This window comes from Amycolatopsis sp. NPDC051716, assembly GCF_040681595.1.
Taxonomy (GTDB): domain Bacteria; phylum Actinomycetota; class Actinomycetes; order Mycobacteriales; family Pseudonocardiaceae; genus Amycolatopsis.
This window is the reverse complement of the sequence record NZ_JBFAZA010000004.1, coordinates 232,012-252,650: the sequence shown is the minus strand read 5'-3', so window position 1 is coordinate 252,650 and position 20,639 is coordinate 232,012. Positions and strand designations below refer to the sequence as shown.

17 protein-coding genes are annotated in these 20,639 nt (G+C 72.5%); 6 read left to right on the top strand and 11 right to left on the bottom strand.

What is annotated here, in order from left to right:
• Nucleotides 1-40 precede the first annotated feature (40 nt).
• A complete protein-coding gene (locus AB0M30_RS07290; protein WP_364581027.1) occupies nt 41-1,015 on the top strand; it encodes a neutral zinc metallopeptidase in 975 nt (324 codons plus the stop codon).
• Here the strand turns inward: AB0M30_RS07290 and AB0M30_RS07285 are convergent.
• Both AB0M30_RS07285 and AB0M30_RS07280 read right to left on the bottom strand, forming a co-directional pair.
• Nucleotides 1,008-1,457, bottom strand: coding sequence for a hypothetical protein (locus tag AB0M30_RS07285; RefSeq protein ID WP_364581255.1), 450 nt, complete (start codon nt 1,455-1,457; stop codon nt 1,008-1,010). The genes AB0M30_RS07290 and AB0M30_RS07285 overlap by 8 nt on opposite strands.
• 81 nt (nt 1,458-1,538) lie before the next feature.
• Nucleotides 1,539-2,618, bottom strand: a complete 1,080-nt coding sequence (locus tag AB0M30_RS07280; protein ID WP_360183931.1) for a potassium channel family protein — start codon at nt 2,616-2,618, stop codon at nt 1,539-1,541.
• A gap of 79 nt (nt 2,619-2,697) precedes the next feature.
• Between AB0M30_RS07280 and AB0M30_RS07275 the strand changes: the two genes are divergently transcribed.
• Nucleotides 2,698-3,066 (top strand): hypothetical protein, encoded by a 369-nt coding sequence (locus tag AB0M30_RS07275; RefSeq protein ID WP_360183933.1) that lies wholly within the window; start codon nt 2,698-2,700, stop codon nt 3,064-3,066.
• 125 nt (nt 3,067-3,191) lie between these two features.
• Here AB0M30_RS07275 and AB0M30_RS07270 read toward each other — a convergent pair whose 3' ends face one another.
• Nucleotides 3,192-6,434 (bottom strand): ATP-dependent DNA helicase, encoded by a 3,243-nt coding sequence (locus tag AB0M30_RS07270; RefSeq protein WP_364581023.1) that lies wholly within the window; start codon nt 6,432-6,434, stop codon nt 3,192-3,194.
• Between the two features lie 103 nt (nt 6,435-6,537).
• Nucleotides 6,538-9,711, bottom strand: a complete 3,174-nt coding sequence (locus tag AB0M30_RS07265; RefSeq protein WP_364581253.1) for an ATP-dependent DNA helicase — start codon at nt 9,709-9,711, stop codon at nt 6,538-6,540.
• 172 nt (nt 9,712-9,883) lie between these two features.
• Here AB0M30_RS07265 and AB0M30_RS07260 point away from each other — a divergent pair, with 172 nt between their 5' ends.
• A complete protein-coding gene (locus AB0M30_RS07260) occupies nt 9,884-10,207 on the top strand; it encodes an MGMT family protein (protein ID WP_364581021.1) in 324 nt (107 codons plus the stop codon).
• 28 nt (nt 10,208-10,235) lie between these two features.
• Entirely contained in the window at nt 10,236-11,051 is an 816-nt protein-coding gene (locus tag AB0M30_RS07255) for a siderophore-interacting protein (protein WP_364581018.1), read from the top strand.
• On the opposite strand, the gene AB0M30_RS07250 is transcribed toward AB0M30_RS07255, so the two are convergent.
• Nucleotides 11,052-11,861 carry a uroporphyrinogen-III synthase gene (locus AB0M30_RS07250; RefSeq protein WP_364581016.1) on the bottom strand — a complete coding sequence of 270 codons (810 nt, stop codon included), beginning with the start codon at nt 11,859-11,861 and terminating at the stop codon, nt 11,052-11,054. It abuts the gene before it with no gap.
• On the bottom strand, nt 11,854-12,822 hold the full coding sequence (locus AB0M30_RS07245) for a YafY family protein (RefSeq protein WP_364581014.1): 969 nt from the start codon (nt 12,820-12,822) through the stop codon (nt 11,854-11,856). Before AB0M30_RS07245 ends, AB0M30_RS07250 begins: the two co-directional genes overlap by 8 nt.
• A 63-nt stretch (nt 12,823-12,885) precedes the next feature.
• On the opposite strand from AB0M30_RS07245, the gene AB0M30_RS07240 reads away from it, so the two are divergent.
• Together AB0M30_RS07240 and AB0M30_RS07235 are read left to right on the top strand one after the other, a co-directional pair.
• On the top strand, nt 12,886-13,281 hold the full coding sequence (locus AB0M30_RS07240; RefSeq protein ID WP_364581011.1) for a DUF3224 domain-containing protein: 396 nt from the start codon (nt 12,886-12,888) through the stop codon (nt 13,279-13,281).
• A gap of 9 nt (nt 13,282-13,290) precedes the next feature.
• On the top strand, nt 13,291-14,394 hold the full coding sequence (locus tag AB0M30_RS07235) for a crosslink repair DNA glycosylase YcaQ family protein (protein ID WP_364581009.1): 1,104 nt from the start codon (nt 13,291-13,293) through the stop codon (nt 14,392-14,394).
• A 136-nt stretch (nt 14,395-14,530) separates the two neighbouring features.
• Here the strand turns inward: AB0M30_RS07235 and AB0M30_RS07230 are convergent, their stop codons facing one another.
• The 5 genes from AB0M30_RS07230 to AB0M30_RS07210 form a co-directional block, all read right to left on the bottom strand.
• Nucleotides 14,531-15,193, bottom strand: coding sequence for a DUF4097 family beta strand repeat-containing protein (locus tag AB0M30_RS07230; protein ID WP_364581006.1), 663 nt, complete (start codon nt 15,191-15,193; stop codon nt 14,531-14,533).
• Nucleotides 15,194-15,287: 94 nt separating this feature from the next.
• Nucleotides 15,288-16,391 (bottom strand): uroporphyrinogen-III synthase, encoded by a 1,104-nt coding sequence (locus AB0M30_RS07225; RefSeq protein ID WP_103336611.1) that lies wholly within the window; start codon nt 16,389-16,391, stop codon nt 15,288-15,290.
• Entirely contained in the window at nt 16,388-16,729 is a 342-nt protein-coding gene (gene nirD, locus AB0M30_RS07220; RefSeq protein WP_364581003.1) for a nitrite reductase small subunit NirD, read from the bottom strand. The genes AB0M30_RS07225 and nirD overlap by 4 nt, the downstream gene beginning before the upstream one ends.
• A complete protein-coding gene (gene nirB, locus AB0M30_RS07215; protein WP_364581000.1) occupies nt 16,726-19,233 on the bottom strand; it encodes a nitrite reductase large subunit NirB in 2,508 nt (835 codons plus the stop codon). The genes nirD and nirB overlap by 4 nt, the downstream gene beginning before the upstream one ends.
• 1 nt (nt 19,234) lies before the next feature.
• Nucleotides 19,235-20,593, bottom strand: a complete 1,359-nt coding sequence (locus tag AB0M30_RS07210; RefSeq protein ID WP_364580997.1) for a nitrate/nitrite transporter — start codon at nt 20,591-20,593, stop codon at nt 19,235-19,237.
• Nucleotides 20,594-20,639: the final 46 nt, after the last annotated feature.

Genomic DNA, 20,639 nt, shown 5'->3' with positions numbered 1-20,639 from the left:
TGCGCAACCGGATCTTCCGTGGCTCGGCCGCCCGCACACCGTGTCCGCACCGAGGCGCCGGTCGCCGGCGGCGGTGATCGGCGTGTGCCTCGGCGCGGTCGCCGTGCTGGTGCTCGGCCTGGTCGCGATCGTGGCCCTGAACCGCGACAACACCCCCCTGGCCACCCCGAACCTCCGCGACGTCCCGTCCTCGCAGGACGTCCCCCCGCAGCAGCTGCCACCCGGCGGCGCGGGTGCCCCGGCGTCGGCGTCGAGCCCGGCGACCGAGCTGTCGACGCCCAGCCCGACCGGCCCGCAGAAGATCCTCAAGCTGGCCGACCACCCGATCCTGCAGGACCCCAACGCCGGGCTGCAGAACCGCGTCTGCACGCTGCCGGCCTGGCAGAGCACGCAGGCCGGCGCGGAAGCGTTCTTCACCGCGGCCAGCAAGTGCCTCGACGCGGCGTGGGGCCCGTTCCTCACGGCCTACCAGCTGCCGTTCACCCCGCCGTCGCTGCACTTCCCGACCGGCGCGAGCTTCGAGACCGAGTGCGGCACCATCCAGGTGGGCATCGCGACGGCCGCGTACTACTGCGAAAACAACCTGTACGTCCCGTTCCGCGGCCTGCAGACCGACCAGTACGGCAACAACCCCGGCGTCTACCTGGCCCTGTTCGCCCACGAGTACGGCCACCACGTGCAGGAGGTCGCCGGGCTGATGGACGCGGCCTGGCAGAAGATCTACGAGGCCGGCCAGAACAGCCCGGCCGGGCTTGAGATGTCGCGGCGCAAGGAACTGCAGGCCCAGTGCTTCTCGGGGATGTTCCTCGGCGCGCACGTCGACCAGGGCGGCACGGTCACCCGCGACATGTACAACAAGGCCTGGAACGACCAGGAGACCCGCGGCGACAACACCTCCCGCAGCCACGACCACGGGACGAACGCGCACTACGCGTCCTGGTGGCGAGCGGGCGCGACGAGCAACCGGATCTCCGACTGCAACACCTTCGCGGCGCCGTCGTCCGAGGTCAGCTAGCGGTTTTGGGCCTGACTGCCGTGGGCCTGGCCGTCTTGGGCCGCAGCGGGATGCTCAGCCAGAGGTAGACGAACATCCCGCCGGAGAAGCACGCGAACACCAGCAGCGCCAGGCCGAGCGGGCGGCGGGCGTCCGACGCGCCCATCGACGTGTCCGCGAGGGTGACGGCGACCGGGCCCTGGTCCGGCACCACGTCCGGCACGGCGACCTCGACGCGTTCGCCCGGGCCGTGCCCGCAGCCGTCGAGCGTGCCTTCGTGGGCCTTCCCGCCGACGGTGAACTTGACGGTTTCCTTCGCGTCCGGCCGGTCGCACGGCGCCGGCTTGGTCACCTCGGCCTGCACCGGCGCGCCCAGGACTTCGTTGCCGATGCCGAGCAGCCCGGGCCCGGCCAGCCAGGCGAGCAGCACGACGAGCACGCCCGCCGCGGCGGGGATCGCCACCGTGGGCCACTTGAGGGCGAGAGGTCGCGGGGGCACCTGGTCATGGTTCCAGATCCCGCGGGCAAAACCCAGGTGCCCTGGTCAGCGCTCGATCTTCTCCGCCTGCGTGACCTTCTTGACGTAGAGCAGCTTGTCGCCGGGCTCGATGGCGTCGGCCTGCGGCGCGTCGACGCGGTAGAGAACGCCGTCGCGGACCAGGCCGAGAACGAGGTCGGACAGGTGCCGCGGCGACCCGCCCTCTTCGGACGGCTCGACCGCCCGCTCGGCGATCGCCAGGCCCGATTCGGGGGTCAGCAGGTCCTCCATGATGTCCACGACCAGCGGCGTCGACGTCGCCATGCCGAGCAGCCGCCCGGCCGTCTCGCTGGAGACGACGACCTGGTTGGCCCCGGACTGCTTGAGCAGGTGGACGTTTTCCGCCTCCCGCACCGACGCGACGATGTGCGCCTTCGGCGCCAGCTCGCGGGCGGTGAGCGTGACGAGCACCGCCGTGTCGTCGCGGTTCGGGGCGACCACGACCGCGCGGGCGTGCTGCACCGCGGCGACGCGCAGGACGTCGGACCGGGTCGCCGAGCCGTGCACGGCGACGAGGCCGAGCGCGCTGGCCGCGTCGAGGGCCTGCTGGTCGGTGTCGACGACGACGATCTGGCCCGGGGCGATGTTCTCGTCGCCGAGCAGCGCGTTGACGGCGGACCGGCCCTTGGTGCCGAACCCGACGACGACCGTGTGGTCGCGCACCTTCGTCCTCCACTTCTGGATCTTGAACGCCTGGCGGGAGCGCTCGGTGAGCACCTCGAGGGTGGTCCCGACCAGGACGATGAGGAAGAGCACCCGCAGCGGCGTGATCACCAGGACGTTCACCAGCCGGGCGGACGACGTGGCCGGCGCGATGTCGCCGTAGCCGGTCGTCGACAGCGAGACCGTGGCGTAGTACAGGCTGTCCAGCAAGGACAGGCCGTCGCCGTTGGCGTCGCGGTAGCCGTCCCGGTCGACGTAGACGATGATCACCGTGGCCAGCAGCGCGAGCGTCGCACCGATGATCCGCTTGACGATCGCGCGGAGCGGGCTGACCGTCAGTTCCGGCATCCGCAAGATGCCGACGAGCTCGTGGTCGGGCCGATCGGTGAGACTGCCCAGCGGCAACCGTTTGAGGGCCCTCATGCTGGCTCGTGTCGAGCGTCACTCACGCCCGGAGGATAGCCGAACCGGAGACCGCGCCGCCGCGTGAAACGATGAGTTCATGGCAACCTCGCAACGGCCCGCCCACGTCCTGGCCGGCGTGCTGGGCACGATGGGCGTCCTGCACTTCGCCGTCCCCAAGCCGTTCGACGGCCTGATCCCCGCTTCGCTGCCGGGTTCGCGCCGGGCGTGGACGTACGGGTCGGGCGTGGCGGAACTGACCATCGCGGCCGCGGTGGCGGCCCCGCGCACCCGCCGCCTCGGCGGCCTGGCGGCGGCGCTGCTGTTCCTGGGCGTCTTCCCGGGCAACGTCAAGATGGCCGTGGACGCCCGGCGCGCCCCCGCTCCCCGCCGCGCGATGGCCTGGGCCCGCCTCCCCCTCCAGTGGCCGCTGATCGCCTGGGCCCTGAAGGTCCGCGACAACGCCTGACCCGGAGGGTCGGTTCGCGTACCCAGACAGTCGGCTCGCGTACCTGGAGAGTCGGTTGCGAGCCGACCGTCCAGGTACGCGAACCGACTGCTCAGGTACGCGAACCGACCCTTCGGGTACGCGGATCACGCCTCGGGGAGGTCGCGGAGGAGGCGGCGGAGGGCTTCCGGGTCCAGGAGGTCGGCCGGGCGGATCGTGCGGTTCGCGCGGACGTAGTGGAAGGCCGCGCGGACCTGCTCCACCGGGACGTTCTTCAGGGCCGCCCAGGCCATCCGGTAGGCCGCGAGCTGGACCGACAGGGCCGGGATCCGGGACTCCGGCGGGACCGCGCCGGTCTTCCAGTCGACCACCGTCCAGCCGCCGTCGGGGTCGGCGAAGACCGCGTCCATGCGGCCGCGCAGGGTGAGGCCTTCGACGTCGGCCGAGAACGTCACCTCCACCGCCACCGGGACCCGCGACGCCCACTCGCTCTTCTCGAACTCCGTCTGCAGTTCCTCGAAGTCCGCGTCGGGGGCCTCGCCGAAGTCGGCCGCGCCCGGGAGGTCGTCGATCTCGATGAGCTGGTCGCCGGCGAACCGGCGTTCGAGCCAGCCGTGGAACTCCGTGCCGCGGCGGGCGAAGCTGTTGGGTTCCACCGGGAGCGGCCGGCGCAGGTCGGCGGCGAGCCGGGCGGCGTCGTCGGCCAGGGCGACCAGCTGGCTCACCGAAAGCCGCGACGGCAACGGGACCAGCTTGACGTGGTCGTCCTTGCGCGCCCACTCCTCCAGCAGGACGTCGGTGTCGGTCAGCCAGCCGTCGGGGTCGTCGTCCTCTTCGGACACTTCCTCGTCCGGCGGCGAGGCGAGCGCCTCGGACACGAGCTCCACGCCGGTCTGCACGCCGGTGCGGCGGTCGGAGAGGGGGTCGACCGGCCAGCGCGCCGCCCGCGAGTCCGAGACGAGCGGGTTCTCGTCGTCCTCGGTGGGTTCCGGCGCCCACTCCGCGAGCTGCCCGGCGCCGGTCTCGCGCACGACATCGGCGATCTCGGTGAGGAACTCCGACGGCCCCTTCGCCCGGCTGCTGCTTTCGTTCCACCAGTGCCCGGAGACGAGCAGCGCGTGCTCGGACCGCGTCAGCGCGACGTAGCAGAGCCGCCGTTCCTCCGCCTGCTCCCGCTCGACGAACCCGGCTTCGTGCAGCTCGAGTCCTTCTTGGACTTCCTTGCGGTCGTAGCCTTCGGCGATCCGCAATTCGGGCAGGTCCTCGGCGTCACCCCGGAGTTTCGCCGGCAGCGACGTCGCGGTCCGCAGCCACGACGACGACCGCCGCCGCCCGGGGAACACGTCGTGCACCAGGTGCGGCACGGCGACGACTTCCCACTCGAGCCCCTTCGCCGAGTGCACGGTCAGCACCTGCACCCGGTCCGGGACGACCTCGACCTCGCCCGGGGTGAGCCCGTCTTCGGCGTGCGCGGCGGTGTTCAGGTAGTCCACAAAGGACAGCAGGGTCGCCGTGGGCGCCGTCTCGGCGTAGTCGGTGACGACTTCGGCGAACGCGTCCAGGTGCGCCCGGCCCGCCGAGCCCGGCCGGGCCAGGGATTCGACGTCCAGGAGCATCGTGCGTTCGACGTCGGCGACGAGCTCCGGCAGCGACTGGTCGAGCCGCCGCCGCAGCGCGGCCAGCTCCCAGCCGATCCGCCGGATGCGTTTGTACCCCTCCTCGGAGTACCGCGCCGGGTCGCCCGGCTCGTCGACGGCGTCGATCAGCCCGGCCTGCTCGACGCGCTCGACGACCAGTTCCGGCGTGTCCGGCTTCTCCGGGCTGGACAGCTCGCCGGCCCGCCGCCACAGCGCGGCGACGTCGGCGGCCGAGAGCCGCCAGCGCGCACCGGTCAGCAGCCGGGCCGCGGCGCTCCCGGACAGCGGGTCGGCCAGCACCTTCAGCGTCGAAACGAGGTCCGCGACCTCGGGCTCGTCCAGCAGCCCGCCGAGCCCGACGACCTCGACCGGCAGCCCGCGCGCCCGCAGTTCGGCGGCGATCGGGGCCATGTCGGCGCGGCGCCGCACCAGCACCGCGGCGGTCGGCGGCTTGCCGGCCTGTTCCTGGTGGGCGTACCAGCGCCGGGCGAGCGCGTCGGCGACCCACGCGCGCTCGGCGCGGATGTCCGGCAGCAGCGCGCACGCGATGTCCGCGGGCCCGGCGCCTTCGCGCGCCCGCAGCCGTTCGACGCCGAGGCCGCGGGCGCGCAGCGGTTCGGCGATCGCGTTCGCGAGGTCCAGGATTTCCGGTGGGTTGCGGAAACTGGTCAGCAGCCCGAATTCGTGCGCCGGGACGAGCCGTTCGCCGTCGAAGCGCGGGAAGTCCGTGGTGAACCGGGGCAGGTTGGCCGCGCTGGCCCCACGCCAGCCGTAGATCGCCTGCGCGGGGTCGCCGACGGCGGTGACCGGCATCGGCGGGTTCTCGACGCCGCCGAACAGCGCCCGCAACAGCACGCGCTGGGCGTGCCCGGTGTCCTGGTACTCGTCGAGGAGCACGGCGCCGTAGCGCTCACGTTCCCCGCGCACGACCGACGGGTAGCCGCCGGCCAGCTGAGCGGCGAGCGACATCTGGTCGGCGAAGTCCAGCGCGCCTTCGTTGCGCTTGCGGCGGTGGTAGTCGTCGACGAGCGGCAGCAGCGCGAGCCGGAAGTGCTGCGCGGCCATGATTTCGGTGAGCTTCTGCGGCAGCGCGGCCCGCTGTCCCTTGGCGCGCGGGGCGTTCTCGATGACGCGGCACAGCCACGTCGTGTATTCGGCGAGCTGCTCGGTGGAGACGAGGTGCTCGCCCAGCTCGCCGGCCAGGGTGAGCACGTCCGCGGTCACGGTCGGCGGGACGCGGTCGGTGTCGAGTTCGTTGTCCCAAGTGGACACCACCCGGTGCGCGATCTGCCACGACGACGTTTCGGAGAGGAGCCGGACACCGGGCTGGACCGGGAGGCGGAGGCCGTGTTCGGACAGCAGGCGCCCGGCGTAGGCGTGGTAGGTGAGGACGGTGGGTTCACCGGCGACCACAGTGGACCGCAGGCCGCCGGTCGGGTCGAGCCGGTCGAGCAGGCCCGAGCCGGCGAGGCGGCGGAGCCGGGCCCGGACGCGTTCGCCGAGCTGGCGCGCGGCTTTGCGGGTGAAGGTGAGGCCGAGGACGCGATCGGGGCTGACGATGCCGTTGGCGACGAGCCAGACCACCCGCGCGGCCATGGTTTCGGTCTTCCCGGCCCCGGCCCCGGCGACGACGAGCGAGGGTTCGACGGGCGCGGCGATGACGGTGGCCTGTTCGGGCGTGGGGCGGTGCAGGCCGAGGGCATCGGCGAGTTCGGCGGGCTCGACGGGGTTGGCGATGAGGAGCGGGCTCACGGACGCACCCCACCGCGGCTCGGCACTGCCGCGAATGACTCATTCGGGTCTTCGGAGGTCCCGAATGAGTCATTCGCGACACCGGGGCGACGGCTCGGATAGTTCACGGCCCCGGCACCTGCCGCCCCTCGGGGCGCAGCGGGCAGCACCCGCGCGCGGGACACCGGTCGCAGTCCGGGTTCTCCTGAGCCTGGTAATCCGGCCCCGCCGCCGACGCCGCCGCCTTCTGGACCAGCTCCAGCCACTGCTTGCCGCCCACCTCGTCGAGCGGTGGCTGCGACCGCTCCGTCGCCCCCGTCTTGTTGTTGGCCTTCGCGACGTACACCAGCCGCGCGCCGCCGGCCTCGGTGCGGCCCTCGATCGCCCCCAGCAGCACCGCCAGCTGGTACGCCGCCAGCTGCGGGTGCGCCTCGGCCTCCGCGCCGGACACCGGGACCTTGCCCGTCTTGATGTCGACGATCACCGGCCGACCCGAAGCGTCCAGCTCCACCCGGTCGACCCGCCCGCGCAACAGCACCCGCACCTCGTCCGAACCGCCCGCCGGCAGCTCGACCTCGATGTCCTGTTCGACCCCGGCTTCCTTGAGTTCCTTCCGGCTCTGCTCCAGCCAGGTCGTGAAGTTCCGCAGCATCTGTTCGACGCGACGCCGTTCCCGCCGGGAAAACCACGGCGCACCCGCGTCGACGCGCACCCAGGCCTCGTCCAGCGCGGCCTGCAGCTCCGCGTCCGTGCTCCCCGAAGCGACCGCCTGGGCGAGCCCGTGCACGAGCGTCCCCGTCACCGCCGCCAGCTGGGCTGGGTCGCTGCCGCCGTGGCGCTCGATCATCCAGCGCAGCGGGCACTTCGTCAGGATCTCCACCGTGGACGGTGAGATCCGGATGAGGTCGCCCGGCGGGTGCACCGGCTCGTCGCTGGACGCCGGCAGCAGGCCGTACCACGTCGAAGGGTGCGCGCCGGGGACGCGCGCCTCGGCCAGCCGTGCCAGCTGCTTCGCCGCCCGGCGACGGCGTGCGGGGTCGGCCTTGTCGTCGCAGACGACCTCGCGCAGCTCCCCCACCAGCTCGGCGAGCACCAGCGACCGGCCCGGCGGCTTCATCCGCGAGTCGAGCCCGCCGTCGTCGGCGCCGTTCTCCTCCAGGTCGTCGAGGAACCGGGACGGCCGCTCGTCCTCGCCCGACACCGCCGTGACCAGCAGCGTCTGCTTCGCCCGGCTCATCGCGAGGTAGAACAGCCGCCGCTCCTCGGCGAGGATCGGCGCGGTCTGGGAGACGGCGTCGTCGTCGACCCCGGCCATGAGGTCCTTCAGCCGCTCCACGCCGAGCACGGACCCCCGCAGCCGCAGGTCCGGCCACGCGCCCTCCTGGACGCCGGCGACGGCGACGACCGTCCACTCGCGACCGGCGGCGGCGTGCGCGGTGAGCAGCGAGACACCGTCGGACGGGACGGCCGCCGGTGCCAGCGTGTCACCCGCGATCCGTTGCGCGCCAAGGTAATCGGCGAAGGAGGCGACACTCGCGCGCGGCAGCCGGTCGACGTACCGGCCGGCGGCGTCGAACAGCGCGACGACGGCGTCGAGGTCGCGGTCGGCCTGCGCCCCCAGTGACCCGCCGCGCTCGACCTGCTTCAGCAGCTTGTCCTGGAGCCCGCTTTCCCGCCACAGCTGCCACAGCACCTGCTCGACACCCTCGCCGCGCGTCACGGCCTGGTGCGTGACGCGCAGCAGCCCGCCGACGCGCCGCACCGGCTCGGCCTCGGCGTCGGCCAGCCCGGCCAGGATGTCCCCGCCGCGCAACGCTTCCACGAGCAGTTCGTCGCTCGAGCGCTGGCCGCCGCCGGCCAGTTCGAGCCGGCGCAGGCCGCGCCGCAACCGCCGCAGCGCCAGGGGATCCGCACCGCCGAGCGACGACGAAAGCAGCATTTCCGCGAGGTCGATGTCGAGCAGTTCGGGCGACGGCGCGAGCTTCAGCACGGCCAGCAGAGGCCGCACCGCGGACTGCTTGGCCAGCGGCAGCTCCTCGGTCGCCGACCCGATCGGGACGCCGGCCGCGCGCAACGCGCGTTGCAGCACCAGGAAAGTCCGTGCGGGCGACCGGACGAGCACCGCGATCTCCGACCACGGCACGCCGTCGACGAGGTGCGCGCGGCGGAGCTGATCGGCGATCCAGCTCGCCTCGGCCGCCGGGGTCGGCATCACCCTGACCCGGACGTTCCCGCCCGAAGCACCCTCGGGCGGGACGATCTTGCGGTGCGCCGACGCGCCCGGCAGCGTCGCACCGATCCTGGCCACCGCGAGCCGCACGGCCGGGGCGAGCCGGTGGGCCGTGGTGAGCGTGACGGTCCGGCTGCCGTCCGAGTCGGCGTCGGCGAACAGGCTCGCGTCGGCGCCGCGGAAGGAGAACACGTTCTGGTCGGGGTCGCCGGCCACGACGAACTCGGCCGCGGTGTGCCCGATCATCCGGACCAGGCCGGTCTGCAGCGGGTCGAGGTGGTGGGCGTCGTCGACGAACAGGTGCCGGACGCGGGTGCGCTCGCGTTCGCGCAGCTCGTCGTCGTCCTCCAGGGCGAGCAGCGCGGAGGTGACCAGCTCGGCGGCGTCCAGCGCGGGTGCGCTCGCCACGCCGAGTGCGTTGCCGCCCGCGCCCTGCAGCTGCGTGACTTCTTCGTACTGCGCCCAGAACTGCCCGGCGGCGATCCACTCCTCGCGCCCGCGGCGGCGGCCCAGCTCGGCGAGGTCCTCGGGGCCGAGCCCGCGCTCGGCCGCGCGCATCAGCAGGTCGCGCAGCTCTTCGGCGAAGCCGGGAACCATCAGGGCGGGCCGCAGCTGCTCGGGCCAGTATCCGGCCTCTTCGTCGAGGTCACCGGCCAGGAGCTCGCGGACGACGACGTCCTGCTCGGCCCCGGCGAGCAGTCGCGGCGGCGGGAGCTCTTCGGCCATCGCCTCCAGCCGCAGCAGCGAATACGCGTAGGAGTGCACGGTGCGCACCAGCGGCTCGCGGACGGTCCGGGGCAGCGGCCGCTCCAGGTCGGGATCGGCGGTGAGCCGCCGCGTGATGTCGGCACGCAGCGCGTCGGCGGACTTGCGGGACGTGGTGAGCACGAGCACGCTCTCCGGGTCGGCGCCCTCGGCGATGCGGCGGGTGGCGGCCGAGGCCAGCAACGCCGTCTTGCCGGTGCCCGGGCCGCCGAGCACGCGGAGGAACCCGCCGGGTGCGGAGAGCACGCGCCGGGCGCCTTCGTCCCAGGTGAACGAGGGTGTGGCGGTGATCGGCGTGCGCACCAGCCGCGCGTCCGCCTGCGCCGTTCGCCTCCCGTTCACCCCGCGATGGAACCACGCCCGGTCCCCCGGGTGGCGCACCGGCACGGCTTAGCGGGGCTTCGTTCGGTGAAGGCGCCCGGCGGTGCGGCGGACGGCCACGAAAAGTGTCGTACCCGTACGGCAGAGTGTCGGTATGGACGACGTTCTGCACGAGCGCGTGCGGGAAATCATCGAGTCCGTGCCGGCCGGCACGGTCGCGACGTACGGCGACATCGCGGCCCTCGCCGGCGCGCCGTCGCCGCGGATGGTCGGCGCCATCCTGGCCGAGGACGGCCACGACCTGCCGTGGCACCGGATCCTGCGCGCGAACGGCACCCCGGCGCCGCACCTGGTCCACGACCAGCTGGAGCGGCTGCGCGCCGAGGGTGTCCTGGCCGACGGCCAGCGCGTCGACCTGCGGAAGTACCGGTGGAAACCGGACGGAGAGGACGAAACGGGGCCAGAAGGGCTGTTCTAACTCCATATTCTTAGGTTAGCCTCGCCTAATGACGACGCAGGAGGCTCTGACCTACCACCGTGCCCGGGTGAGCGCGATCCGGCCGGTCACGCCGCACATGGTGCGGGCGACCTTCGCCGCGGAGAGTTTCCGCGAGGTGCCGGCCGGGGCGCCCGACCAGTACGTCAAGGTGTTCTTCCCGCTGCCGGGACAGGAGGCGCCGGTGCTGCCGGAAACCGGCTCCGACGTCATGTCCTGGTACCGGACGTACCTGGCGATGCCGGACGACGTCCGCCCGCCGATGCGCACGTACACGGTTCGAGCCCACCGCCCGGAAGCGGCGGAGATCGACGTCGACTTCGTGCTGCACGGCGATTCGGGGCCGGCCTCGGCGTGGGCGTCGCGGGCGGCACCGGGCGACCGGGTGACGTTCGCCGGGCCGTACGGGCTGTACGCGCCGTCTGGGACTTGCGACTGGCAGCTGCTGGTGGGCGACGAGACGGCGCTGCCGGCGATCGGCGCGATCATCGAGCAGCTCCCGCCGGGCGCGCGGGCTTCGGTGTACGTCGAGCTGGCGGACCGCGCGGCGCGGCAGACGTTCGAGACGCGCGGAGCGGTGGAGATCCACTGGATCCTGCGCGGCTCGCGGCCGCTGGGAGAGGCGTTGCTGGAGGCGCTGCGGGGAGCGGTGTTCCCGGGTGGGACGCCGTACGCGTGGGTGTCCGGCGAGGCGGGCGTGGTGAAGTCGGTGCGGCGCCACCTGGTGAGGGAGCGCGAGGTCGGCAAGCGGCTGATCTGCTTCACGGGGTACTGGCGGCAAGGGATGAGCGAGGAAGCCGTGGCCCGGGAAGCCGTGCTGGCCTGACTACCCCTTGCCGAGCTTCGTGACCAGCAGCTTCACCAACGCACCCAGGCGCTGGCGGTCCGGCTGCAGCGTCTCGATGCCCGCCGCCTCCAGCGGGGCCGCCGTCACCGGGCCGACACACGCCACCACCAGCGGGCCGCGCAGCGCCGCCAAAAGCTCGTCGTAGCGGCCGGACGTGCTGGCCAGCGTCAGGAAGTTCGCCGCGGCCGGGGCACTCGTGAAGGCCAGTGCGGCCAGCTCGCCCGTCACGATCGCGTCGATCAGCTCGTGCACGGGGGTCACGTCCGGCGGCGAATGCCAGCGGTACGGCTGCACCTGCACCAGGGACGCGCCGGCCCGCACCAGCGGATCGGTGAGCTCCGGCAGCGGCGTTCCGTGCAGCTGGACGGCGACCCGCTCGCCGGCGACCCCGGCCGCGGTCAGCGCTTCGAACAGTTCCGCGTTGCTCTCCGAGGCGGCCGAAAAGGACTCGCGCAGGCCGGCACCGCGGACCGCGCCCACCGCCTTCGGACCGCGGGCGTAGATCCGGGACGCCCCCAGCGCCGCCACGAGCCGATCGCGCAGATCCCAGCCTTGGGCCGCGTCGAGCCAGCCGCGGAAGCCCGCACCCGTCGTGACCACCGTGAACCCGACCGGGGCCGCCAGCGCGCCTTCGGTGCCCGCGCGCAGCTCGGGGTCGGCGTCCAGGGGCACGATGGTGATCGTCGGCGCGTGGCGGACGTCGGCGCCGTAGCGTTCGAGGGCCGCGATGAATTCGTCCGCTCGTCGCTCGGCCGTGACCCCGATGGCGATGCCGCTCAGCTCACCCATAGAACGCGCCCATCTCTTCGATCGCTTCGGCCAGCTCCGCCCGCAGGTCCGCCGGTTCGAGGACCTCCAGGTGCGGCCCGAAGCGCAGCAGCTCGCCGATGGCCGGTTCGCCCGGCTCCACCGGCAGCTCCACGGTGAGCCAGCCGTCCGCGTCGGGCTCGTTGCGGCACTCGCGCAACGCGCGGGCGCCGACGGAACCTGCGTAGAACGGTACGAGAGCCTGCGCCCGAGGAGAAAGGCGCACCACCGCGACGCGCGGGTACATCCGGCGTTCGAACTGCTCGGACCACTCCTGCCAGTACCGCGCGAGGTCGAACCCGGCCGGCCGCTCGAACACCTCGCCCAGGTCGGTCAGCTCCAGCACCCGCGAAATGCGGTACGTCCGGTCGGTGCCGTCGCAGCGGCCCGCGAGGTACCAGTTACCCGCCTTGAGGATCAGCCCGAGCGGCTCCAGCTCCCGCTCGACGACCCGCTGCCCCCACCGTTCGTAGCGGATCCGGATCCGGTGCGACGACCACACGGCGTCGGCGATCGCCGACAGCGCCGGCAGGCTTTCGATGCCCCGGTGCCAGCCGGGGACGTCCAGGTAGAACCGCTCGGCGACGCGTCCGGCGCGGTCGCGCAGCTCGGCGGGCAGCGCCGCGTACAGCTTGAGCTGCGCCGCCGCCAGCACCGTGCCGAGCCCCAGCTCGGCCGCGGCCACCGGCAGCCCGGCCAGCGACAGCGCCTGGGCCTCTTCCTCGGTCATCCCGGTGAGCCGGGTGCGGTAGCCGTCGACCAGCCGGTAGCCGCCGGTGCGGCCGCGATCGGCGTACACCGGGACGCCGGACGCCGAGAGCGCGTCGATGTCCCGGTAGACCGTCCGCACCGAAACCTCGAGCTCTTCGGCCAGCTCCTCGGCCGTCATCCGGCCGCGGTTCTGCAGCAGCAGGAGGACGGACAGGAGGCGGCTCGCGCGCATGACCCGAATTCTGGCAGAAATACCTGACACAAGCTGACAGGTATGCCCGGCAGAGTGGTCCCCATGAACGGATTCAGCACCAAGACCTGGGAAGAAAAGATCGTCAGCGGCGTCGAGGGCGGCCCGCGGGTGGCCTACGCGCACGCCACGTTCGCGTATGAAGGCGTCATCGAGGGTGAGTCGATCTGTGACCTTCTGCTGTACTACGCGGGCGAAGGCTACGACAGCGGGCGGACGACGTCGCCGAGCTTCGAGCGCTTCGAGGGCAAAGTCGACGGTCGCGAAGGGACGTTCATCGTGCGCCACGAGTACACGTTCGACGCCAAGGGCTTCGCCTCGACGTTCACCGTCGTCCCCGGTTCGGCCACCGGCGGACTGGCCGGCCTGACCGGCAGCGGGACCGCCGGGGGCGCGACCGGCGAGGACAAGGTGGGCTACACCTTCGAGTACGCGTTCTAGGAGCCGCACGTGGACCGCCGTCAGGTACTCGCCTACCGCATCGCCGAGCACGGCCTGCACCGCTCGGCGCGGGACGTCGCCGACCTCGCCGTCGTCCGGGCCGGGCTGCAGGACAGCATGCGTGACACCGCGCTGCTCGCCCTCGCCGCCCGGCTCGACGGCCCGGTGTCCCCCGAGGACGACGAGCGGCTGGTCCTGGCCTGGACGTTGCGGGGTGCGCCGCACTACCACCTGCGATCGGAGCTGCCCGAGGCGATCCGCGCGCTGGTGCCGCTGGACGACGCGGACGCGCTGGCCCGGATGCTGTGGCAGCGCAAGGAAATGGCGGCGACCGGGCTGGCCGCGACCGAGGTGGTCTTCACGGCGGCCGCCGCGCTCCGGAAGGTCGTCACGAAGCCGATGACGAAGGGCGCGGTTTCGACGGCGGTCACGAAGGCGCTGCCGCCGACGTTCTCGCGGTGGTGCCGGGGTTGCCAGGCGACCCACATCCAGGAGCAGCTGATGCGCATCGCGACCCCGCACGCCGGGGTTCGTCTGGTCGCGGGGGCATCGCCGGCGACGCTGGCGCCGCTGGAGGGCCGCGGCCGGTTGCGGAAGACCCCGGACCCGGCCGCGGCGACGGCGGTGATCGAGCGGTACCTGCGGCTCAACGGCCCGGCGTCCCCGGGCGAAGCGGCGGAGTTCGCGGGCACGGCCCGGGCGGTGGTCGACCGCACGTGGCCGGCGGACCTGGCTTCGGTTCGGATCGACGGCAAAACGCGTTTCCTGCCGGCGGATCGCCTCGAGGCGCTGGAGAACCCGCCGGAGCCGGACCTGGTGCGGCTGCTGCCGCCGCTGGACCCGTTCATCCAGGCTCGCGACAAGGCGCTGCTGGTCCCGGATCCGGCGCGGCGCAAGGAAGTCTGGAAGATGCTGGGCAACCCGGGGGTGCTGCTCGCGGACGGCGACATCGCGGGAACGTGGCGCACGAAGGGCAGCGGCGCGAAGCTGACGTTCACGCTGACGGCCTTCGACCCGTTGCGCCCGGCGGCACGCGAGGAGGCGGAAGCCGAGGCGGCCCGGGTGGCGCAGGCGCGGGGCTTCGAGAAGCACGCGGTCACCTGGGCCGGCTGACCCCGGCCCGGCACCGCAAAGACGGCCGGGGACACAGCTTCCCGCGCCGGCCGACCACCGCCGGCGGGGGCGCCCCCCGTTTTCCACGCTACCGCAAGGCACCGACAATCCCGGTCGCCCCAAGCGCCGGCCCACCTCACAGGCTGTGGGCGTCGATGTCGCCGTAGGACGTGGTTGCCCGGATGGTCAGGGCCGCTGTGCCCTCGTTCTTCAGCGCGTTGCGGATCCGGCCGTACGTCGTCCCGGCGTCGAGCGACGCCGAGACCCCGGGAGCCACGCCGACCGTGATGTCTCCCGCCTGGGTGCTCAGCACCAGTTCGCCGCTCGCCGCCTCGGCGATGCGGATGTCGCCCTTGCCCGTGGTGATCTCCGCCGGGCCGGTCAGGCGGCCGACCGACACGTCGCCCGCGTGGGCCCGCAACCGGAGGCTCGCGGCCTCGTCGAAGCCCACCTCGCCGTGGGCGCCCGAGACCATGACGTCGCCGAGGCGGCCGACGCCCCGCAGCTCCACGCTGGCGGCCGTGACCTCCACCGACGAACCCTCGGGCAGCGAAACGGTCACGTCGAAGGCACCGGACGGACCGAAGTACTGGTTCTTGGCCTCGAGCGAAATCCGCAGGACGCCGTCGTCGAACGACACTGACGCCTGCGAAGCCGCCTTCACGTCGCGGCTCTTCGCCGGGTCGGCGGGAAGAACCTGAACGACGGTGTCCTCACGAAGGGAAGCGACGAACCGGACGCGGCCGGCGGGGATGTCGAGAACGGTGGTGATCGCGGCGGGGGTGGTGAACTTCTGCATCGGATTCTCCCTGGTGACTCGGTGTGTGAGACCACCTTCGCCGGGCCCGCTGACACCGGAAGGCCACCGCCCTGACACGGCCGCTGACACGCCGTCAGGCGTCGACAGCCAGCCGGTATCCCCGCTTCACCACCGTCTGGACGACCTTCCCGCCGCCCAGGGACGTCCGCAGCCGCCCGATCGCCGTCTCGACCGCGTGCTCCTCGCCGCCACCCGGCAACGCCGAGATCAGCTCGCGCCGCGACACCACCCGTCCCGGTGACGCCGCCAGGGCACGCAGCAACGCCATCGGTGCCGGGGCCACTTCGCGCCACTCGCCGTCCACGATGGCCGCCTGGCCGCGCAGCTCGATCGAGTGGCCGCCCGCCCGGAGGCGCGGGGAGCGGGCCACCAACGTCTCCGCCACGGTCCGGGCCAGCGCGCCGATGCGGGCGCGGTGCGGCTGGACCGTCGGCACCCCCAGTGCGGCCAGCGGGCCGGCCGTGATCGGGCCGACGCACGCCGCCACCACCGGGCCGGACAACGCCGTGACGAGGCCCGGCAGCCGGCCCGTGCGCCGGGCCAGGGCGATGAGCGACGCCGCCGCCGGCGCGCTCGTGAACGGCAGTGCGTGGATCGAGCCGTCCAGGACGCCGTCCAGGAGCCGGTCCACCGGGCCGGGGTCGACCGGGCCGACCCAGCGGTACACCGGGATCTCGATGACCTCCGCACCGGACGCCCGCAGCGTGTCCACGAAGTACGGCAGCGGCTCGCCGTGCAGCTGGACCGCGATCCGCTGCCCGTCGACCCCCGCCGAGAGCAGGTGCTGCAGCAGCTCCGCGTTGCTTTCCGAGGCGGGCGAATACGACTCCGAAAGCCCGGCCGCCCGCAGTGCGCCGGTCACCTTCGGCCCCCGCGCCAGCAGCGACGCAGTCGAAAGCCGCGAAAGCAGAGAATCCCCCAGTCCCCACCCCTCGGCCGCTTCGAGCCAGCCGCGGAAGCCGATGCCCGTCGTCGCCACCACCGCGTCCACCGGCGCTTCCAGCAGCCGCGACGTCGCCGCGTGCAGCTCGGTGTCGTCCGTCAGCGGCACGATCCGGATCGCCGGGCCGTACCGGACGCTGGCCCCCTTGCGCACCAGCAGCGCGCCGAGCTCGTCAGCCCGGCGCGCCGCGGTGATGCCGATCACGAAACCGGCCAGTGGGAGCACATCGGTCATGGACTCTCCACTTCGACCACGCCCTCTCGCACCCGCACCTCGTATACCGGCACCGAAACGTCCGAAGCGTCCAGGCACTGTCCACTGTCGAGGGCGAACCGTTCCTTGTAGACCGGCGAAGCCACCACCGGAACACCGCCCGCGTCGCCGACGATGCCGCGCGAGAGCACCGCCGCGCCACTGCACGGGTCCCAGTTGGACAGTGCGTACCACCGGTCGCCCGGCAGCCGGAAGATCGCCACCTGCACGCCGTCCAGCAGCGCGGCGACCCCCGAATACTCCGACACGACGTCCGCCGCGCACACCGCCGTCCAGGTTCGTTCGATCGACGTGGTCATCGCCGCACCTCCGGAACTCCCAGCATCACGGGCACTTTCTGCTGCCGCTCCTCGCGGAACGAGATCGCCGGGTCGGGCGCGCCCGGAGCGTTGACGAACGAGGTGAACCGGGCCAGCTTCTCCGGGTCCTCCAGGACGCCCTTCCACTCGTCGGCGTAGTTGTCGACGTGCTTGGCCATCGCCGCGTCGAGGTCCTCGCAGATGCCGAGGGAGTCGTCGACGATCACCGCGCGCAGGTGGTCGAGGCCGCCGTCCAGCTCCTCGATCCAGGGCGCGGTCCGCTGCAGCCGGTCGGCGGTGCGCACGTAGAACATCAGGAACCGGTCGATGGTCCGGATCAGCGTCTCGGTGTCCACATCGGACACGAGCAGGTCGGCGTGGCGCGGGGTGGTGCCGCCGTTGCCGCCGACGTAGAGGTTCCAGCCGTTCTCCGTGGCGATGATGCCGAAGTCCTTGCTCCGCGCCTCGGCGCACTCCCGGGCGCAGCCCGAGACCGCGGACTTGAGCTTGTGCGGCGACCGCAGGCCGCGGTAACGCAGCTCCAGCTCGATCGCCAGCCCGACGCTGTCCTGGACACCGTAGCGGCACCACGTCGACCCGACGCACGACTTCACCGTGCGCAGCGCCTTGCCGTAGGCGTGCCCGGACTCGAACCCGGCGTCCACGAGCCGCCGCCAGATGAGCGGCAGCTGGTCCACCGTCGCCCCGAACAGGTCGATCCGCTGGCCGCCGGTGATCTTGGTGTACAGGCCGAAGTCGCGCGCCACCTCGCCGATCACGATCAGCTTGTCCGGGGTGATCTCGCCGCCGGGGATCCGCGGCACCACCGAGTACGTGCCGTTGCGCTGCAGGTTCGCCAGGTACCGGTCGTTGGTGTCCTGCAGGGTCATCTGCTCGCCGCCGAGCACGTGCCCGTTGCCGAGGGTGGCCAGGATGGACGCCACCGCGGGCTTGCAGATCGCGCAGCCGCTGCCCGAGCCGTAGCGGCCGATCAGCTCGCTGAACGTCGTGATCCGGGTGGCCTGCACGATCTCGAACAGCTCCGCGCGCGACTGCGGGAAGTGCTCGCAGACGGCCTTCGACTGCTCGACGCCGGCCGCGCTGAGCAGCCTGCCCAGCAGCGGGACGCACGAGCCGCAGGCGGTGCCCGCGCGGGTGCACGCCTTCAGCTTGCCGACGGTGTCGCAGCCGTCCTCGTGGATGGCCTGGGTGATCGTGCCCTTGGACACCGCGTTGCACGAGCAGATCTGCGCCGCGTCGGGCAGCGCGTCGACGCCGACCGCGGCGCCGCCGCCCGCCGGGGCGAGGATCGCGCCCGGCTCGGCCGGCAGCGGACGGCCGACCAGCGCCCGCAGGGTGTTGTACTCGGTGGCGTCGCCGACGAGCACGCCGCCGAGCAGCGTCTTGCCGTCGTCGGTGACCACGAGCTTCTTGTACGTCCCGGCGACCGCGTCGTTGACGGCGACTTCCAGAGCGCCTTCGGTCTTGGCGTGCGCGTCACCGAAGGAAGCGACGTCGACGCCCATCAGCTTCAGCTTCGTGGACGTGTCCGGCTCCGGGAACGTCCCGCCCCCGCCGGTGAGCTGCGCGGCGACGATCTCCGCCATCGCGTAGCCGGGCGCCACGATGCCGTACACCTTGCCCTCGACCGCCGCGCACTCGCCGATCGCGTAGATCGCCGGGTCGCTGGTCCGGCAGGACGCGTCCGTGAGGACACCGCCGCGCGGGCCCAGGTCCAGCCCGGACTGCCGGGCGAGGTCGTCGCGCGGCCGGACGCCGGCGGAGAACACGACGAGGTCGACGTCGAGCTCGGTGCCGTTGCCCAGCTTGGCCAGCAGCCGCGAGCCGTCGGCCTCGATGGCGTCGGTGGACGTTCCCGTGTGGACGGTGACGTCCAGCGCCGTGATCATCCGGCGGAGCATCGAGCCGCCGCCCTCGTCGACCTGCAGCGGCATCAGCCGCGGCGCCATCTCGACGACGTGCGGGGACAAGCCCATGTCCCGCAACGCCTTCGCGGCCTCCAGGCCGAGCAGGCCACCGCCGATGACGACGGCCGAGCGCCGGCCGCGGCCCGGCTTGTCGACGGCGGCCGCGCGGATCGCGTCGAGGTCTTCGATGGTCCGGTAGACGAAGCAGCCGTCCAGGTCGTGCCCGGGCACCGGCGGCACGAACGGCCGCGAGCCGGTGGCCAGCACCAGCGCGTCGTACGAGACGACCTCGCCGGACGCCGTGGTGACCGTGCGAGCGTCCCGGTCGACCGAAACCGCCAGCTCACCGAGCCGCAGGTCGACGTGCGCGTCGCCCGCGTAGTCCGAGCCGGGCAGGGCCAGCGCGGCCGGGTCCCAGCTGTCCACGTAGGAGGTGAGCGCCACCCGGTCGTACGCCGGGCGCGGCTCCTCGGACAGGACGACGATGTGCCAGGTACCGGAGGGGTCTTCCGCACGCACCGCCTCCACGAGCCGGTGGGCGACCATGCCGTGTCCGGCGACGACCAAGGTGGGCATCTCAGACCTCCGCTCCCGCGAGCGCCAGACCGCGCTCACTCGTGGGCTGTTCGGCGGGCTTGCGCAGGTAAACCGCCCAGGTGACGGCGAAGCAGAGCCCGTAGAAGATCAGGAATCCGATGAAGGCGGGCACCCCGCTCTTCGTGTCGGCGAACGACTGCCGGAACGCGAGGTTGATGAACAGGCCACCCTCCGCGCCGATCGCGCCGGCCAGGCCGATCAGCGCGCCGGACAGCCGGCGTGCCTTGAGCAGCTCGGCCGCCTCTTCGGCGCCGTTCGCGATCGCCACCTTCGCCTTGGCGCGGAAGATCGCCGGGATCATCTTGTACGTCGAGCCGTTGCCGACGCCGGTGAGCACGAACAGCACGATGAAGGCGATCGTGAACAGCGTCAGGGACTTCGACGTCGACGCGAGGATCAGCACGACCGTGGACAACGCCATCCCGATGAACGTGAAGAAGGTGATCTTGCCGCCGCCGATCCGGTCGGCCAGCCAGCCGCCCGTCGGCCGCGAAAGCGAACCGAGCAGCGGGCCGAGGAAGGTCACCGCGGCCGCCTGCAGCGGGGTCCGGCCGAACTGGTTCTGCAGCACCAGGCCGAAGGCGAAGCTGTAGCCGATGAACGAGCCGAACGTGCCGACGTAGAGGAACGACATGACCCAGGTGTGCGGGTCCTTGACGACCTCGCGCATCGCCTTCGTGTCGCCCTTCACGGTGGCGAGGTTGTCCATGTAGAGGTACGCGCACACCGCGGCGACGACGATGAGCGGGATGTAGACGAAGAGCACGATCCGCGGCGCGGTCGCGCCCACCGTGCCGATCACCAGCAGGCCGACCAGCTGGATCGCCGCGACGCCGAGGTTGCCGCCGCCGGCGTTGAGGCCGAGCGCCCAGCCCTTGTGCTTCTCCGGGTAGAACGTGTTGATGTTCGTCATCGACGACGCGAAGTTGCCGCCGCCGACCCCGCCGAGGGCCGCGACCAGCAGGAACGTGCCGAGCGAAGTGCCGGGGTGCAGCACGACCGCGGCCAGGATGGTCGGGATCAGCAGCAGCGCGGCGGACACGACCGTCCAGTTGCGGCCGCCGAACTTCGCCACGGCGAAGGTGTAGGGCAGCCGCATCAGGCCGCCGATCAGCGTCGGCGTCGAGACCAGGAGGAACTTGTCGGCCGGGGAGAAGCCGTAGTCCTTGCCCATGAACAGGACGATGACCGACCACAGTGTCCAGATCGAGAAGCCGATGTGCTCGGCGAAGACCGAGAACCACAGGTTGCGGCGGGCGATCTTCTTGCCGGTCGACTCCCAGAACTCCTCGTTCTCGGGTTCCCAGTGCTCGATCCAGTGCTTTCCTTGGTGGGCCACGGTGTTCTCCTTCGTGCGGCGGTTCGTGGTGGTCAGTGGGGATCGG

What these genes read in the sequence shown, in the direction of transcription:
- AB0M30_RS07240 (WP_364581011.1), top strand. Translation starts at nt 12,886, where the DNA reads ATGAACGGATTCAGCACCAAGACCTGGGAAGAAAAGATCGTCAGCGGC.
- AB0M30_RS07245 (WP_364581014.1), bottom strand. Translation starts at nt 12,822, where the DNA reads ATGCGCGCGAGCCGCCTCCTGTCCGTCCTCCTGCTGCTGCAGAACCGC.
- nirB (WP_364581000.1), bottom strand. Translation starts at nt 19,233, where the DNA reads ATGCCCACCTTGGTCGTCGCCGGACACGGCATGGTCGCCCACCGGCTC.
- AB0M30_RS07280 (WP_360183931.1), bottom strand. Translation starts at nt 2,618, where the DNA reads ATGAGGGCCCTCAAACGGTTGCCGCTGGGCAGTCTCACCGATCGGCCC.
- AB0M30_RS07250 (WP_364581016.1), bottom strand. Translation starts at nt 11,861, where the DNA reads ATGGGTGAGCTGAGCGGCATCGCCATCGGGGTCACGGCCGAGCGACGA.
- nirD (WP_364581003.1), bottom strand. Translation starts at nt 16,729, where the DNA reads ATGACCACGTCGATCGAACGAACCTGGACGGCGGTGTGCGCGGCGGAC.
- AB0M30_RS07230 (WP_364581006.1), bottom strand. Translation starts at nt 15,193, where the DNA reads ATGCAGAAGTTCACCACCCCCGCCGCGATCACCACCGTTCTCGACATC.
- AB0M30_RS07255 (WP_364581018.1), top strand. Translation starts at nt 10,236, where the DNA reads ATGACGACGCAGGAGGCTCTGACCTACCACCGTGCCCGGGTGAGCGCG.
- AB0M30_RS07275 (WP_360183933.1), top strand. Translation starts at nt 2,698, where the DNA reads ATGGCAACCTCGCAACGGCCCGCCCACGTCCTGGCCGGCGTGCTGGGC.
- AB0M30_RS07225 (WP_103336611.1), bottom strand. Translation starts at nt 16,391, where the DNA reads ATGACCGATGTGCTCCCACTGGCCGGTTTCGTGATCGGCATCACCGCG.
- AB0M30_RS07260 (WP_364581021.1), top strand. Translation starts at nt 9,884, where the DNA reads ATGGACGACGTTCTGCACGAGCGCGTGCGGGAAATCATCGAGTCCGTG.